This window comes from Lentibacillus jeotgali (assembly GCF_000224785.1).
GTDB classification, from domain to species: Bacteria; Bacillota; Bacilli; order Bacillales; family Amphibacillaceae; genus Lentibacillus; species Lentibacillus jeotgali.
On the sequence record NZ_AGAV01000015.1, the window covers coordinates 326444 to 341457 of the forward strand.

The following is a 15014-nucleotide window of genomic DNA, read 5'->3' on the forward strand; positions in this document are numbered from 1 at the left end:
GTTGTATACCCGATCGATCAAGCCATCAAGTCAGCTCGCATACATGGCTTCAACTTTCTCTTGCAATTCTTTATCCGCAATATATTCGTCATAGCTCATTTCTTTATCGACAATACCCTGAGGCGTGATTTCAATCAGCCGGTTGGCAATCGTCTGAATGAACTCGTGGTCGTGGGAAGTGAAAAGCACCGATCCTTTAAACCGTTTCAGCCCATTGTTCAGGGATGTGATTGATTCCAGATCCAAATGGTTCGTCGGTTCATCCATTACTAGAACGTTAGCACCTGAGAGCATCATTTTCGACAGCATGCAGCGGACACGTTCGCCGCCGGATAGGACGCTGGCTTTCTTCAGTGCCTGGTCACCCGAGAACAGCATCCGGCCAAGGAACCCGCGCAGAAAGGTTTCCGTTTCATCTTCCGGTGAATATTGCCGGAGCCAATCAACCAGTGTTAAGTCGCTGCGGTCAAAATAGTCAGCATTATCCCTTGGGAAGTAGGATTGTGATGTTGTGACACCCCACTTGTATGTGCCGGCGTCAGGCTCCATATTACCCATTATAATCTCGAAAAGTGTCGTCTTGGCAATATCGTTTTTTCCAACTAAAGCGATTTTGTCATCTTTTTTCATGGTAAAGCTGACATTGTCGAGCACTTTTTCACCGTTGATCGTTTTAGTTAAGCCATCAACGAACAAGAGATCGTTACCGATTTCACGGTCCGGTGTGAAGTTAATATACGGATACTTTCGGGATGACGGTTTAATGTCATCCAGCGTAATGCTGTCGAGAAGTTTTTTCCGTGATGTGGCCTGCCGCGATTTTGATGCATTTGCACTGAACCGCTCGATAAATGCTTTCAGGTCTTTGATTTTTTCTTCTTTCTTCTTGTTTTCTTCCTGAGCCATTTTTTTGGCCAGCTGGCTGGATTCATACCAGAAGTCATAGTTACCGACGTAAATTTCAATTTTTCCGTAGTCAACATCTGCAATGTGTGTGCATACTTTATTTAAAAAGTGGCGGTCATGAGAAACAACGATCACTGTATTTTCAAAGTTGATCAGAAACTCTTCCAGCCACTGAATGGCGTGAATGTCCAAACCGTTTGTCGGTTCATCCAGAAGCAAAATATCCGGGTTTCCAAAGAGTGCTTGTGCAAGCAATACTTTGACTTTCTGGTCTTCGGGCAGCTCCGCCATTTTTGCTGAATGAAGGGATTCACCAATACCGAGCCCTTTCAACAGAACGGCTGCATCGGACTCTGCTTCCCAGCCGTTCATTTCAGCAAATTCACCTTCGAGTTCAGCAGCACGCATGCCATCCTCTTCGGAAAAATCAGGTTTCATATAAATCGCGTCTTTTTCCTGCTTGACCTCATACAAACGTTCGTGCCCCATCAGAACAGTTTCCAGAACATCATATTCTTCAAAGGCAAAGTGATCCTGCTGCAGCACAGCCATTCGTTCATTAGGAGATGTGGAAACACTGCCTGATTGCGGCTCAACGTCACCGGACAGGACCTTCAGGAAAGTGGATTTGCCGGCACCATTCGCACCAATGACACCATAACAGTTGCCAGGCGTGAATTTTAGGTTCACATCCTCGAATAATTTCTTATCAGCATATCGCAAACTTACATTATTAACCGTTATCATTCATTAACGTCCTCCAATTAATATCATCACCGTTAGCTTAAGGGATTTAGGCCATTTCGTCAACGTAAATGGATTGTTGGCACCTATTTGTTCACAAAAATTTTAGAAAAATTGATTTTGCTGCTTAGAAAATTTGGCTTGTCGCCAAGCTTTCATGGCGAAAGCTTAAGTTCTGCCAAAAAGGATTATATTTTCCTGGGGGTTTATGCAACAATGTAAAAAAGTATTTGCGGGATGACGGAGGGAGAGGCCTATGGAAGGAAAAAGCACCCCGCTACACCGAAAGCGTCGAAGGAATCATTCGTATTTATATTGACAGAAAAAATAAAAAGGCTTGTGATTAAATGATCAGAACCTTACAGTGGATGTAGAGGTTCTTTTGTTTGGCGCGGTTTACTGTTTAATTGAAAAAAGAACAATCATTCACTATAAATTTACTAATGATGAAACTAATCCTTCTGCCACTACAGATAATGTTGCCATTATGACTGCCAGCGTACTAACTCCCAGAGTTGTCCAAATAAACACTTGATTTCTCGAGGCTCCAAGAGTCGTTATGGCACCAGCACCAATTTGGCTACTAAACAAAATAGACGATAAAAAACATACGCCGGTTGCCCCAAAACGATCAAAAGTTCTTTTTATTCGGGGGTTAATTCCCACAGGTGCTCTATCTCTCTTCCGAAGTTTATTATATACTGTGTGAAAGAGTTTGTTAATTTCAGTTCCAAAAAATACAAAAAACAGGACACTAATCGCATTTCCGAGAATGGCTACAATTAGTGCTGCAAAAGGCGGAAAGTTGAAAACGATGATTGCCGTTGGAACAGTTAAAAATACTTCAAGAAATGGAACCATACTTATAAAAAATATAAAAATACATTGAAGCAAAACGTTTTCCATATTAAATACCTGCCTTTTCCTTGTTAGGTCAACTGACTTAAATACATTATAATACAGATGACTTAAAAAATCAAAGGAGTTATAATATGCCTAAAAAAATAAATCATGCTGAAAGAAAAGATCAAATTGTAGATGCAATGTTTCGTATTATTCATTATTCAGGTTTCGAAAAAGCGACATTACGTGAAATTGCCAAAGAAGGAGAATTATCTTTAGGTTCTGTTCAATACTTTTTTCCAAAACAAAAGGATATATATATGTTCGCAATGGAGGTTATTTATCAAAGGTTTGAGGAGAGAATGCAAAAGGTCGTTCAGGTAAACCAAGGAGGATTTGAAAACGCAGTTCGTATGATAAAACAGATTGTTCAAGCTAATACCGAAGAAGAAAGAATGGAAAATGATATTTGGATGAAATTTTCCATCATGGCAACGATGAACCCGGAATACCTCGCGACAAAAGACAGATTCCGAGAAGTAAACCTTAATTTTGCAAAGGATATTTTAAGGATGCTTTATAACAACGGGTATATTTATAACCCCATTAATGTTAAAGATAATGCAAATTCGTTAACAATATTCATTCACGGCTTAGTATTTGAATCTGTCATTTATGCCAATTTATACAACAGTCAAGTCATTGAAAAAGAAATCACAGAATATTTACGAAAAGTGTGTAATTAAAATAGATAAATTTTACTTTCGCTCTTCCTGAAACGGGTACGCCAATTGAATAACTTACCTTACTTCAAAAGTGGACCATAGTTTATTTTATGCTACAAAAGGATACAATGAAAAAACGACTGGAAGTGAGGTGTTCGGCAGATGGATAAGGTTGATAATCCGCAAAAGAAGTATGAAAGCCGCAATCTATGGGCAGGCATTCTTTTTGGCATTGGATTTGCTGCCTTCTTAGATGAATTTATTTTTCACCAGCTGCTGGGCTGGCATCATTTTTATGATCGATCAACAACTCGAATTGGCATTTTGTCTGATGGACTATTCCATGCTTTCAGCTGGTTTGCAACTGTCGGATCGCTATTCATGGTTGCAGATCTCCGGCGCAGGGACACCTGGTGGCCAAAAAGGTGGATCGGTGCAGCACTTGTGGGCTTAGGGGGATTCAATCTCTATGACGGCATTGTTCAGCATAAAATTATGCGAATACATCAAGTGCGCTATAATACCGGCAACCTGTTGATGTATGATATGTTATGGAATATGATAGCGGTCATCATTTTAACTATTGGCATTGTCGTAATGCTTCAGACAAGAAAAAGAATGAAAGAAAGGGTAAGCTGATATGCAGAATCATTATCATTACCTGCCCGTATTTGCTGAATGGGTGCTTGCCTTTCCTTTTCTGGCGGCCCTGATTGTTTACACGGGGGCTTTATTTATTTCGAGAAGAAAAGGCAGAAAGTGGCCGGTGTTCCGCACATTTCTTTGGTTAACCGGCATCGTTCTCTGTCTGATCTCTGTTGCTGGACCGCTGGCACGTCTGGCTCATGCAGACTTCCGGATACATATGGTAGGTCATCTTTCTCTTGGTATGTTGGGTCCACTGCTGCTGACGTTAGGTGCTCCGGTGAAACTTCTGCTCCGTTCCCTTTCTGTCCATCAGGCCAAACGTTTGACCCGGATTTTGCGCAGCTGGCTACTTGGATTTTTAAGTAATCCTGCTGTAACGGCAACCTTGAATATAGGTGGTCTTTGGGTTCTTTACACAACTGATTTGTTCACGATAATGCATGAGAGCCCGCTTTTGCATATCTTCGTCCACCTTCATATATTTCTGGCAGGATATCTGTTTACCGTATCGCTAATTTATGTAGAACCGATTCCGCATCGAACCAGCTACTTATACCGTAGCACCATATTAGTGTTAGCACTCGCCGCCCACGGCATTTTGTCGAAACATATTTATGCATGGCCTCCGGAGGGTGTTCCCAAGGTTGAAGCCGAAGTCGGTGGCATGCTGATGTATTATGGCGGAGATGCCGTAGATCTGATAATGATTATTATCCTGTGTTGTCATTGGTATCATGACACTAAACCTAGGGAAACGGTGAACGGCGGGGTCCTTGCTCCAGAAACATAGATTCAATACAAACCGATTTTAAGAGGAAGCGGCGCGGTTGGCCGATACTTTCAGTAGTATCGTTTCTCAATTCCCAATGTTTCGTAAGGTATTTCAATATTAAAAGCAAGATTGTTAGATTCCAGGTCAAAACTTTCGACACTGACGTTTAAATTACTTCTGATCTCCATGTCAGTTACCGCGACATAGATTTCCTCATTTTCCGGATCAACTGTCACCCATTCAGGCATTGGCAGATATTTCTTCAGGTATTCCATAATCTTTTTATTCGGCAGTGCCAACTGGCCGATCGAAATTGATTCCTGTTTCAGGATGACATCGCCGTTGTCCTGGACAACCGGTTCCAGATGAACGGAAACCGGAACAGTCGATGAAAAGACAGGAAGCTCTCCGATCAATTCCACATCCTCATCCAGTGAAACACTGTACTGATGATCAGTGTCGTCCAGCAGTTTTTCAATATAGGCATTCACCAGCTCATTGACGTTTTGTTTTGAGGTTCGCACCGTAAACTCCGAGCTGTCTTGTGTATTTTCTTCTGACGGTGATGGTGTCTCCGTTTCAGACACAGGCCAGAAAATCAGTGCCAGCATACAAAGGAGAACCAGCACGTTAGCACCAAAGAGCCAGAAGAAAAAGTGTTTCCATTTATTTCGTTTCTTTTTATGTTTCGGCACAGTGTCCGCCCCCTATTGATCTGTTAAATATTTCAAGACACGTCTGGCAAAAAGCTGGTACCCCTTATGACTCGGGTGGAAATTATCGTCTGCGAACAATTCTTTATCCCCGCTTTTGAATAGATCCGCAATTGGTATAAATGTCGCATTATCATATTGTTCCGTCACGTTCTGGCTGGTTTCATTCCAGTCCTCGACAATCATGCTCAGTTCTTCTATATTCGGAAAGTAATGCATGAAAGGATTATATATTCCGATCAGATAAATCTCAGTGTTATCATTTAAAGCGTTTATTTTATCAAAAATTTGATGTAAATTATCTTCGTATGTTTCTTGTGCCGATGTGAAATTCTTAATCTTCAAGTCAGTAAAATTTTCTTTGACGACCTGCATGATATCATTTGCCCCAATAGTAATCAGCACCATATCGGCATTTTCAACAGACTGAGCTACCTTTGGTTTCTCGAGCCGCTTAAGAAGCTGATCCGAGCGGTGGCCGCGTTTGCCGTAATTATCAAATGTTACCAGTTGATTGTTATGGTTAATCGTATTATCCATAATACCGACATATCCACCCTCTACAATGCTATCACCGACACCCTGGGTTAAGGAATCACCAAGTGCTGTAACATTTGCCTCCCGATTTGAATAAAAGTCAATGGTACGTTGGACGGCTTCACTGAAAATGTCCTGCAGGTTAGTAATGGGCTCCCCAGCTGTCTCTGCAGACGCCTGCTCTCTCACCTGAGAGGATGCTTCTTCTTCGTTGTCAGTGTTTTCGGTATCTTGTTTCTGCTCCTGCTGTTCAGTATTATCGCTGGTTTCATTCATAGCATCTTTCGGCGGATCTACGACGAGAAAGAGGGTTATACCTATAAGCAGTATGCCCAAAATAATGAGCATGTATCGTCTTCTGTTCATGATTTTCACACCTATTATAAGTTATTCTGGTGGTGATGGGTTTTATCTTATATATACAGGATTATACCTTGCAAGTGTTATGCTTTCCTGTACATTTCCCCCCGCATCTAACGGTCAGTAATCCGCCAAAGAACGGCGGCTAACTGCCCCTAAATGCCCGATTCTGTTCAACTAACATTCAATGGGGAAAAAGCGCTCCATTGAATGAAGTTTTACTTTATTATACCATGATTATGCTTGGCTAATCCCCACTATATATCATATTTAAACTTAAAAAGTTCGCCTTCGGTTGAGGGCGAACTTTTATCGTATAAGTCAGTGGGGAAAAGTGTCCCGCTGAATGACGTTTCACGTTATTAATTGCTCTTAAACTTGGGCGTTTGCAGGTGTTTTTTGGACGCCGTTTTGCCGGATACGGATCGCTTCTTCATACGCATTTTTGTCTGAAACAACCGTTGTTCCGGCACTCTGCACGTTCTCCAGCGTCTGGTTTGCAACAAGGTTTTCGGCCCAAACAATGCTGGTGTTTGTCTCGCTCAGTTGTTCGGCTATGTCGGCTGGAAGTGCCTGATCATTTGTCAGAACAGCATCGACTGTTAACGGGACGCTGTTTAATTGTTGATATGTTTCGTCAGTTAAAATTGCGTTTCCTGGCGAGTTAACCGAAACAATCTGGAATCCGAGCTGCTGCAGCTGTTTTGCGCTTTGGTAAACTGAACTGTCAGGTGAATCCAGCCCGTATACTGCAATTGTTTTCTGGCGTATGCCGCCATCCGCGCGGTCAAATGGGGAAGCGAGGAGCCAGTTAATAGCATCTTCCTCGGTCGGCTCGATGGTTGGTGCCTCATCGGTTGCCTTGGCAATCGCCTGATCAAGGTCAGCCAGCGTATCTTTAGTTGATTCCAGACCGATTGACAAACGGACCAACTCTTCTGTCACACCGCTCTTTTTCAGGTCTTCTTCGCCAAGCTGTTGGTGGGTGGTGGATGCCGGGTGTATAATCAGTGATTTGGCATCCCCGACGTTGGCAACATGTGACCAAAGGTTAACGCTGTCGATCAATTTCCTGCCTGCCTCACGTCCGCCTTTAATGCCGAATGTGATGATGGATCCATAACCGCTTTGCAAATATTTATTCGCTAAATTGTGTGAAGGGTGTTCTGCCAGCCCAGGGAAGTTGACCCATTCCACGGCCGGATGATTTTTCAAGTAGTCTGCCACCACTTCAGCATTTTGATTATGGCGTTCAATGCGAAGATGGAGTGTTTCAAGCCCTTGCAGCAGCAGGAATGCATTTTGCGGACTTAAAGAAGCTCCGATATCCCGCAGCAGCTGAACACGCAATTTCGTGGCAAATGCAGCCGGTCCGACATCTACATAACGCAAGCCGTTATAGCTTTCATCCGGTTCGGTAAATCCAGGGAAATTTCCATTGCCCCAGTTAAATCGTCCACCATCAACAACAACGCCCCCAATTGTGGTGCCGTGGCCACCGATCCATTTCGTAGCTGAATGGACGACAATGTCAGCTCCCCATGAAAGTGGTTTGGTCCCATACGGTGTTGCAAATGTATTGTCAATAATAAGGGGGATATCGTGATCGTGTGCAATTCCGGCAAGTGCTTCAAGGTCCAAGACGTTCAAGCTTGGGTTGGTAATGATTTCGCCGAAAATCGCTTTGGTTTTATTAGTAATCGCATTTTGGATCGTTTCATGGTCTGTGCCATCAACGAGCTTCACATTAATACCGTATTTGGGTAATGTGTTGGCAAATAGATTGTATGTGCCGCCGTACAGATTACTGTCAGCAATTATTTCATCGCCGCTTCCGGCAAGATTCAAAATGGATAAGGTGATGGCGGCCATACCGGATGAGGTAGCAACGGCTGCAACACCATCTTCAAGCAGAGCAATTCGCTGTTCAAACGCATCGTTGGTGGGATTCATGATACGGGTATAAATATTGCCTGGCTCGGTAAGCCCGAAAAGGCTCTGAGCGTGTTCAGTATCCCGGAACACATATGACGTTGTCTGATAGATTGGGACCGCGCGTGAACCTGTTGCCGGGTCTGGCTCCTGGCCTCCATGAAGCAGCTGTGTTTCCTGGTTGGGCAGATGAAAATTGGTCATGATAAATTCCTCCTTAAGAAATGGTGTATTGTTGTAAACAATGAGACTCGGCGGATGGAGGAGGGAAGAAACAACAACCCCCTTCATAAGAGAAGAGGGTTGTTTATGTAACCGGTCCTCCTCTTATCTTCCAGATCCCGCCTGATCTGTAGGATTTAGCACCTTTCAAGGCAAAGTGTTTTACCTCGATGGTTGCCGGGCTTCGTAGGGCCTATCCCTCCACCGCTCTTGATAAGAGATTCAAATGTTAGTAATTTAATGAACATTATATACATTGTTCAGTCTATTAGTCAAGCCGTTTTTAAATTTTTTCCCGGCGGCTTTTTGGTTTTTGGTATGTGGAAGCCATATAAATAATAAGCGCTATCCAGATAAGTGCAAAGGACATGAGATGGGCGCCGGAAAACGTCTCGTCATATACAAACACACCGAGAATCAGCATCAGGGTCGGGGCGATATATTGCAAAAATCCCACCATTGATAATGGAATCTGTTTGGCCCCGGTTGCAAACAGTAGCAGTGGAACAGCCGTCGCAACCCCTGCTCCGATCAGTAATGGTCCGGATGCGGTGAACATGACGTCCGGTTCGATGGAGCTGTCCGGTATGATAAGTAAATAAATAAGGGCAATGGGTGTAACAATCATGGTTTCAATCGTCAATCCGAACATGGCACTGATGTTGACAGTCTTTTTCAGAAGTCCGTAGATGGCAAAACTGAATGCCAGCACTAATGAGACCCATGGAAACACACCATAACTGATGGTGAGATTGACGACACCAATACCAGCCAGGATAAATGAAAACAGCTGCCGCCTTGTTAATGTTTCTTTCAGCACGATCATCCCAAGTAAAATACTGACGAGCGGATTAATGTAATAGCCAAGGCTTGACTGGATGACATGATCATTATTGACAGCCCAAATAAAGGTGAGCCAGTTCAGGCTGATAACGATGGAAGCAAGCGTGATCCCGAGCAATTGCTTCTTGTCTCTGAGTATTCTTTTGCACTCCTGAATGAACGGCCTCCATTTTCGGACAGCCAGAACGATAGCGATCATAAAGATGAACGACCATAGAATGCGGTGGGCAAGTATTTCACCGGGGGGTGTGTCTTTAAGCAGCTTCCAGTAAATCGGCAAAAAGCCCCATAAAAAATAAGCTCCAGCTGCATACAGAATGCCTGCTTTGTTTTCCTGATTCATGGTAAGCCTCCTTGTATAATGGTTGTTGGTACAGGCGAATTGGGGTGCACCCGTGTGAGAAATGCCTCAACACGTGCAGGAGTGGGGTTAATTCGCGCGACGAACCACGGAATGCGTGCAGCGGACGCCCAAACTTGTGCGGGGATGCCCTTAATTCGTGCGAGAACTGCCCAAGCTCGTGCAGAAATCGCCTCAACTCATGCGAGGCACCAAAATCTGCGAACCCAACTCCTACAGCACATACCCGCTCAGCACTAAACTGAACAGCCTTTTCATTATGTAAATAATCTAAGTTTAGAATCTATTTTAGTAAAAAGCAATAGCTGGCGCCCATCGTTTTTAAACGAAAACGCTTTCGAAAATCTTGGAAATGCAATAAGATGATAGTATAAGAGTTTTCCCTTTAACAGACAGTAAGCTCTCCCACAACAAAGTGGCAGTAGACCATCGCCAATAGGGGTAACCGTCTGTAAAGGTCTGATTTTGGTCAACGACTATCCGGCGGGAAAAAGCGCCCGCAGCGCTCCGCTGAATGAAAATTTACTTTATACAGGGGGATTATGAATGACGAACAATCATAAACGATTCAATACATCGGCTATCCATGACGGCTATGACCCGTCTGATCTACTGGGAAGTCTGACTGCGCCGCTGTTTCAGACATCCACGTTTACATTCGAGACTGCGGAAGAGGGGGAACGCCGTTTTGCCGGTGAGGAAGATGGTTATATGTATTCAAGACTTGGCAACCCGACCGTCACGGTTCTCGAGGAGAAAATGGCAGCTCTGGAAAAAGGAGAGCGGGGACTGGCATTTGCCTCCGGGATGGCGGCTGTATCAGCAATTTTGGTTGCGCTAACGAAAGCAAATGATCATATCTTATGTTCGGCGGGGTTATACGGGTGTACATTTGGTTTAGTGAGCATGATGAAAGAAAAATACAATATTGATCACGATTTTTCGATGATGGAGACAAAGGATGAGGTACGGGGATTAATCCGCCCGGAAACGGCCTGCATTTATGTTGAGACACCGATTAACCCGACGATGAAACTGATTGATCTACAAATGGTTGCCGAGGTGGCACATGAGTGTGGCATCCCGGTTGTCGTTGATAACACATTTGCGTCACCCTATCTCCAGCGCCCGCTTGAACTAGGATGTGATGTCGTTATTCACAGTGCAACCAAATACATTGGCGGACATGGTGATGTCATAGCCGGGGTTGCTGTCGGGAAGAAGGATTTCCTTGATCATGTCCAGATGACGACACAAAAGGATATGGGCGGTATCATGTCACCGCTTGATGCGTGGCTCCTGATCAGAGGGTTGAAGACCTTGCCAATCCGGGTTGACCGTCATTGTGATAATGCAGAAAAGATTTACGCGAAACTAAACAAGCATCCCAAGGTCAGCCGTGTTCTTTACCCGGATGACAGTGATCATCCTGATTATCACATTCGGCAAAAGCAAATGAAACGAGGTGGCGGCCTTATTTCCTTTGAAGTCAAGGGGACAAAGAAGGATGCCCAGAAAATGCTGAACAATCTCGGTTTTATCAAAATTGCCGTCAGCCTGGGGGATGCCGAGACTTTAATTCAGCACCCTGCAACAATGACCCATTCAGTCGTACCGGAAGCATCCCGGCAGCAAATGGGGGTAAACGACCAGCTTATCCGGTTATCGGTCGGCCTTGAAGAATGGGAAGACATCTGGGGAGACCTGGAACAGGCGCTGGATCAGCTATAATGGCCGCTGATCCCAGGGTTCAATTGTCCCGACGACCGATTCGTCTTTATCCGATTCAATTGCCTGAATGACGCCATCTGAAATTTCGCCGTGGGTTAGCCATCTTGATTGATTATTTTCCTGAGTAAATCCAAGGTAAACACGCTTGTACAGACAGAGTTCCGGTACGGGCGTGTTTTCTTTGATCCAAAAACCGGCGCTGCTCTGAATGTGAAATAAGCGCCATGAATTGTCTGTATGATAATCCTGTATGACGTCCAAAATATCGGATAGCGCATTTGGAGCAGTCGAGTGAATCCAGCTGACAATGATATCTGGGAGCCCATCAGCCGCCAAGATCCTATTCACCTGTTGTTTCAGCTGTTCACTATCGCGATAATCAACCGATATGCCACAGCTACTTTCGGGATGCTTGCATTCAAGCTGTACATCTTGCAACTTTTGCCTATCACGGCCGATGATATATACCGAATAACCAATTTCATTAAGCCAGCGGGAAACGCCTCGCAGCATACCAGAGCCCCCGATGACCAAAGCAATTTTTTTAGCTGTCACGTAAAATCCTCCTTTATGTTCACGCACTTTAATAAAAACTGGTCCGAGTCATCCCGATAATGGTTTCTCAGGAGCGATTCAATATCAGATTAACGTACTAAGGAAAATTATGCTATGATAAGGTGAAATGGCACGTTTAAAAAGAGAGGTTTTACACGTGGGGATATGGTCAATATTACTGGGAATCATTCTTTTTTTAAATATAGCCCTGGCGTTAGCTATCATTTTTCTGGAGCGGAAAGATGCTTCGGCAACATGGGCGTGGCTGATGGTGCTGCTGTTTCTACCTATTGCCGGGTTTATTTTGTATTTAATTTTTGGGCGGCGGATCAGCGGACAGCGGATTTTTACCTGGGATACAAAAATGAAATTAGGGGTGAAATTTGCTGTACAGGAACAACTGCGTGCGCTGGAAGATGATACTTTCCAATATAAAAATTCAAAACTGGCAGAGTACAAAGGCCTGTACTATTTACATCTGCGCAATGATGATGCGATATTAACACAGGATAACAGTGTTAACATTTATACAGACGGCAGAGAAAAGTTTGATGCAATGATCCAGGATATGGAGCAGGCGGGAGACCATATTCATTTGTTGTATTATATCCTACGCCATGACCGGCTGGGTAAACGTGTGGCGGATGTGCTGATCCGAAAAGCCAAACAAGGAGTCGAAGTACGTGTCCTGTACGATGACATGGGATCAAGAGGCATCAGCAAAAAGTTTATTCGCCGTATGCGGCGGGCGGGAGTTGAAATCGAATCATTTTTTCCGTCAACTATTCCGAAAATCAATTTTAAGATCAATTACCGCAATCACCGGAAGCTTTCCATCATTGACGGTAAAATTGGCTATATCGGCGGTTTTAATATTGGTGATGAATACCTTGGCGACAGTAAAGAATTTGGCTACTGGCGCGACACCCATTTACGTATATGCGGTGATGCAGTTGCCAATATGCAGACCAGGTTTATTATGGACTGGAATCAAGCATCACGGCACGATATCGTGTATGATGAGCGGTATTACGCTTATGGGAAAAACGGCGATGTCGGTGTGCAGGTAGTTTCCAGTGGGCCGGATTCCGACTGGGAGCAGATCAAGAATGGCTATATTAAGATGATTATGTCGGCAAAGGAATATGTGTACATTCAGACGCCATATTTCATTCCGGATGACAGCCTCCAGGATGCACTGCGTATTGCTGCGTTATCAGGTGTTGATGTGAAAGTCATGATTCCGAATAAGCCGGATCACCCGTTCGTCTATTGGGCAACCTTATCCTATATCGGCGATTTGCTGAAAGCAGGGGCCGAAGTCTATGTATATCAGAAAGGGTTCCTCCATGCGAAAACGATTATTGTCGATGGAAAAATTGCCTCAGTCGGGACAGCGAATATTGATGTGCGAAGTTTCCGCCTGAATTTTGAGGTGAACGCGTTCCTGTATAATCAAGGCTTGTCAGAAAGGCTTTTGGAGGCGTTTGTTGACGACATCGCCCATTCGACCCAAATGACCCCAAAATTGTACAGGGAGCGGTCAATTGGTGTACGATTTAAAGAATCAATTTCAAGATTAATTTCTCCGATATTGTAGTGGATAAAATGGGTACAATATCAGTAAACTTATGAAACGGAGGCAATGATATGGATAAGAAACCTTGCAGAGATTCGCTTGCTGTTAAGACGTCACATGTGCTGCCACCCGATACCAATAATCATGGAACGTTATTCGGGGGCAAACTGATGGCTCATATTGATGATGTTGCTGCGATTGCGGCTGTGAGACACGCGCGAAAACCGGTTGTAACGGCATCAACAGATTCGGTTGATTTTCTGTCGCCGGTCAAAGAAGGGGATTCCATTTGTGTCGAGGCATATGTCACGTGGGCACACCATACATCTATGGAGGTATTTGTGAAGGCAGTGACTGAAAATTTGCTGACGGGTAGTCGGAAAGTGTGCACGACAGCTTTTTCAACCTTTGTAGCAATAGGGGACGATGGAAAGCCAGTTTCTGTCCCGCAGGTTTATCCTGTTTCGGCACAGGAGAAACAATTGCACGAATCCGCACCTGAACGCGCGACCCAACGAAAAAAACGCCGGGAGCATTCCAAAGAGATGGCCGCAACGTTTGGCACCGATTACCCGTGGAACGAGGTGGATTAGGCGGGAAACGTAAATTTCGTTGGGCTTTAAACCTTGTGGTTGATATGAAATGTGACTTAGTGAAAAATTGTAAGCTTAAACACCACTTCGGAAATACACTTCGCGCACCTTAGGGCGGCTGGTGAGCCTCCGCGTGCTTTATGCTCGTCGCGTTGTAAGTTATTTCGGTACAGCATACGCTCCTCGCAACTCAAAGCTGATTCGGTAGAGTCGGCACAAGGTCATGGGGCGCTCTGAATTTCGCGCGGGGATTGCATGAAATCGCGCGTGGCTCACCGAATTTCGCGCAAGGGTGGCATGAAATCGCGCGACACTCTCTGGATTTCGCACGAGAGTGTCACGAAATCGCGCGATACCCTCTGAATTTCGCGCGAGGATTCCTCGTACTCAATCGAACTTTTGTGCTTTTCGATTGATTTTCTCCCTTAATTGCTGTTGAATACAGGGGTACTGATAAAATGGCTCCACAGACGAAGCGATTTTATGACCGGGCACGCGGGGGTTGTCTTATCGTCTCAGCGGACAGAGTGTTTGCTGATGACATTGAAAACATGGCAAGCTGCTTAAATAAGAATTGTCACTAAAAAGAGCCCGTCATACAGGCTCTCAGATCATGCATGTGATGTTTCAGCATTGTCAGCTGATACCCATTCATCTGCCCAATTTTGGATTTCCTGGATGACAGGTTCCAAAGCCTTTCCTTTTTCGGATAAGCAATACTCAATGCGGACTGGAAATTCAGAGTATATATTGCGTTCAACAATACCTTCCTTTTCAAGCATTTTCAGTCGATCAGAGAGCAATCGTCCACTTATAGGCAAATCTGTTTCCATTTCGGAAAAACGTTTTGCGCCTTTCAACAGTTCAAACAGTATCAAGCCAACCCAGCGTTTACTGATAATTCCCATTGCACCTTCAAAGCGCGGACATAAATCAGCCATGACCTTTCA

The 15014-nt window shown here is 44.3% G+C and carries 14 protein-coding genes and 1 riboswitch; of the genes, 6 read left to right on the forward strand and 8 right to left on the reverse strand.

The window, feature by feature from the left end:
- Window positions 1-30 precede the first annotated feature (30 nt).
- Together ON01_RS13040 and ON01_RS13045 are read right to left on the reverse strand one after the other, a co-directional pair.
- Complete coding sequence (locus ON01_RS13040; RefSeq protein ID WP_010531502.1) at window positions 31-1653, reverse strand: ABC-F family ATP-binding cassette domain-containing protein; 1623 nt, start codon at window positions 1651-1653, stop codon at window positions 31-33.
- A 426-nt stretch (window positions 1654-2079) separates the two neighbouring features.
- Window positions 2080-2556: a small multi-drug export protein gene (locus ON01_RS13045; protein WP_010531503.1), complete on the reverse strand. Its 477-nt coding sequence runs from the start codon at window positions 2554-2556 to the stop codon at window positions 2080-2082.
- Window positions 2557-2642: 86 nt separating this feature from the next.
- Between ON01_RS13045 and ON01_RS13050 the strand changes: the two genes are divergently transcribed.
- The 3 genes from ON01_RS13050 (at window position 2643) to ON01_RS13060 (ending at window position 4656) form a co-directional block, all read left to right on the forward strand.
- Window positions 2643-3239 (forward strand): TetR/AcrR family transcriptional regulator, encoded by a 597-nt coding sequence (locus ON01_RS13050; protein WP_010531504.1) that lies wholly within the window; start codon window positions 2643-2645, stop codon window positions 3237-3239.
- A 141-nt stretch (window positions 3240-3380) separates the two neighbouring features.
- Window positions 3381-3857 (forward strand): DUF2243 domain-containing protein, encoded by a 477-nt coding sequence (locus ON01_RS13055; RefSeq protein ID WP_010531505.1) that lies wholly within the window; start codon window positions 3381-3383, stop codon window positions 3855-3857.
- Between the two features lies 1 nt (window position 3858).
- Window positions 3859-4656 (forward strand): cytochrome c oxidase assembly protein, encoded by a 798-nt coding sequence (locus tag ON01_RS13060; RefSeq protein ID WP_010531506.1) that lies wholly within the window; start codon window positions 3859-3861, stop codon window positions 4654-4656.
- Between the two features lie 50 nt (window positions 4657-4706).
- Here the strand turns inward: ON01_RS13060 and ON01_RS13065 are convergent, their stop codons facing one another.
- From ON01_RS13065 to rarD, 4 genes are all read right to left on the reverse strand, one after another.
- Window positions 4707-5333, reverse strand: a complete 627-nt coding sequence (locus ON01_RS13065; RefSeq protein ID WP_010531507.1) for a YpmS family protein — start codon at window positions 5331-5333, stop codon at window positions 4707-4709.
- Between the two features lie 12 nt (window positions 5334-5345).
- The gene (locus tag ON01_RS13070) at window positions 5346-6254 is read right to left on the reverse strand and encodes an SGNH/GDSL hydrolase family protein (protein WP_029329128.1); all 909 of its coding nucleotides are present in this window, start codon (window positions 6252-6254) and stop codon (window positions 5346-5348) included.
- A gap of 366 nt (window positions 6255-6620) precedes the next feature.
- Window positions 6621-8384, reverse strand: a complete 1764-nt coding sequence (locus ON01_RS13075) for a PLP-dependent aspartate aminotransferase family protein (protein ID WP_010531509.1) — start codon at window positions 8382-8384, stop codon at window positions 6621-6623.
- Between the two features lie 120 nt (window positions 8385-8504).
- Window positions 8505-8622, reverse strand: a riboswitch (SAM riboswitch).
- A 63-nt stretch (window positions 8623-8685) separates the two neighbouring features.
- Complete coding sequence (gene rarD / locus ON01_RS13080) at window positions 8686-9588, reverse strand: EamA family transporter RarD (RefSeq protein ID WP_010531510.1); 903 nt, start codon at window positions 9586-9588, stop codon at window positions 8686-8688.
- A 564-nt stretch (window positions 9589-10152) separates the two neighbouring features.
- Between rarD and megL the strand changes: the two genes are divergently transcribed.
- On the forward strand, window positions 10153-11337 hold the full coding sequence (gene megL / locus ON01_RS13085) for a methionine gamma-lyase (RefSeq protein WP_010531511.1): 1185 nt from the start codon (window positions 10153-10155) through the stop codon (window positions 11335-11337).
- On the opposite strand, the gene ON01_RS13090 is transcribed toward megL, so the two are convergent.
- On the reverse strand, window positions 11332-11892 hold the full coding sequence (locus tag ON01_RS13090; protein WP_010531512.1) for a Rossmann-fold NAD(P)-binding domain-containing protein: 561 nt from the start codon (window positions 11890-11892) through the stop codon (window positions 11332-11334). The two genes, megL and ON01_RS13090, sit on opposite strands and share 6 nt — an antisense overlap.
- 157 nt (window positions 11893-12049) lie before the next feature.
- Between ON01_RS13090 and cls the strand changes: the two genes are divergently transcribed.
- Together cls and ON01_RS13100 are read left to right on the forward strand one after the other, a co-directional pair.
- Window positions 12050-13492, forward strand: a complete 1443-nt coding sequence (gene cls, locus ON01_RS13095; RefSeq protein WP_010531513.1) for a cardiolipin synthase — start codon at window positions 12050-12052, stop codon at window positions 13490-13492.
- Window positions 13493-13542: 50 nt separating this feature from the next.
- Window positions 13543-14064: an acyl-CoA thioesterase gene (locus ON01_RS13100; RefSeq protein ID WP_010531514.1), complete on the forward strand. Its 522-nt coding sequence runs from the start codon at window positions 13543-13545 to the stop codon at window positions 14062-14064.
- A 611-nt stretch (window positions 14065-14675) separates the two neighbouring features.
- Here ON01_RS13100 and ON01_RS13105 read toward each other — a convergent pair.
- Window positions 14676-15005, reverse strand: a complete 330-nt coding sequence (locus tag ON01_RS13105; RefSeq protein WP_010531515.1) for a winged helix-turn-helix transcriptional regulator — start codon at window positions 15003-15005, stop codon at window positions 14676-14678.
- Window positions 15006-15014: the final 9 nt, after the last annotated feature.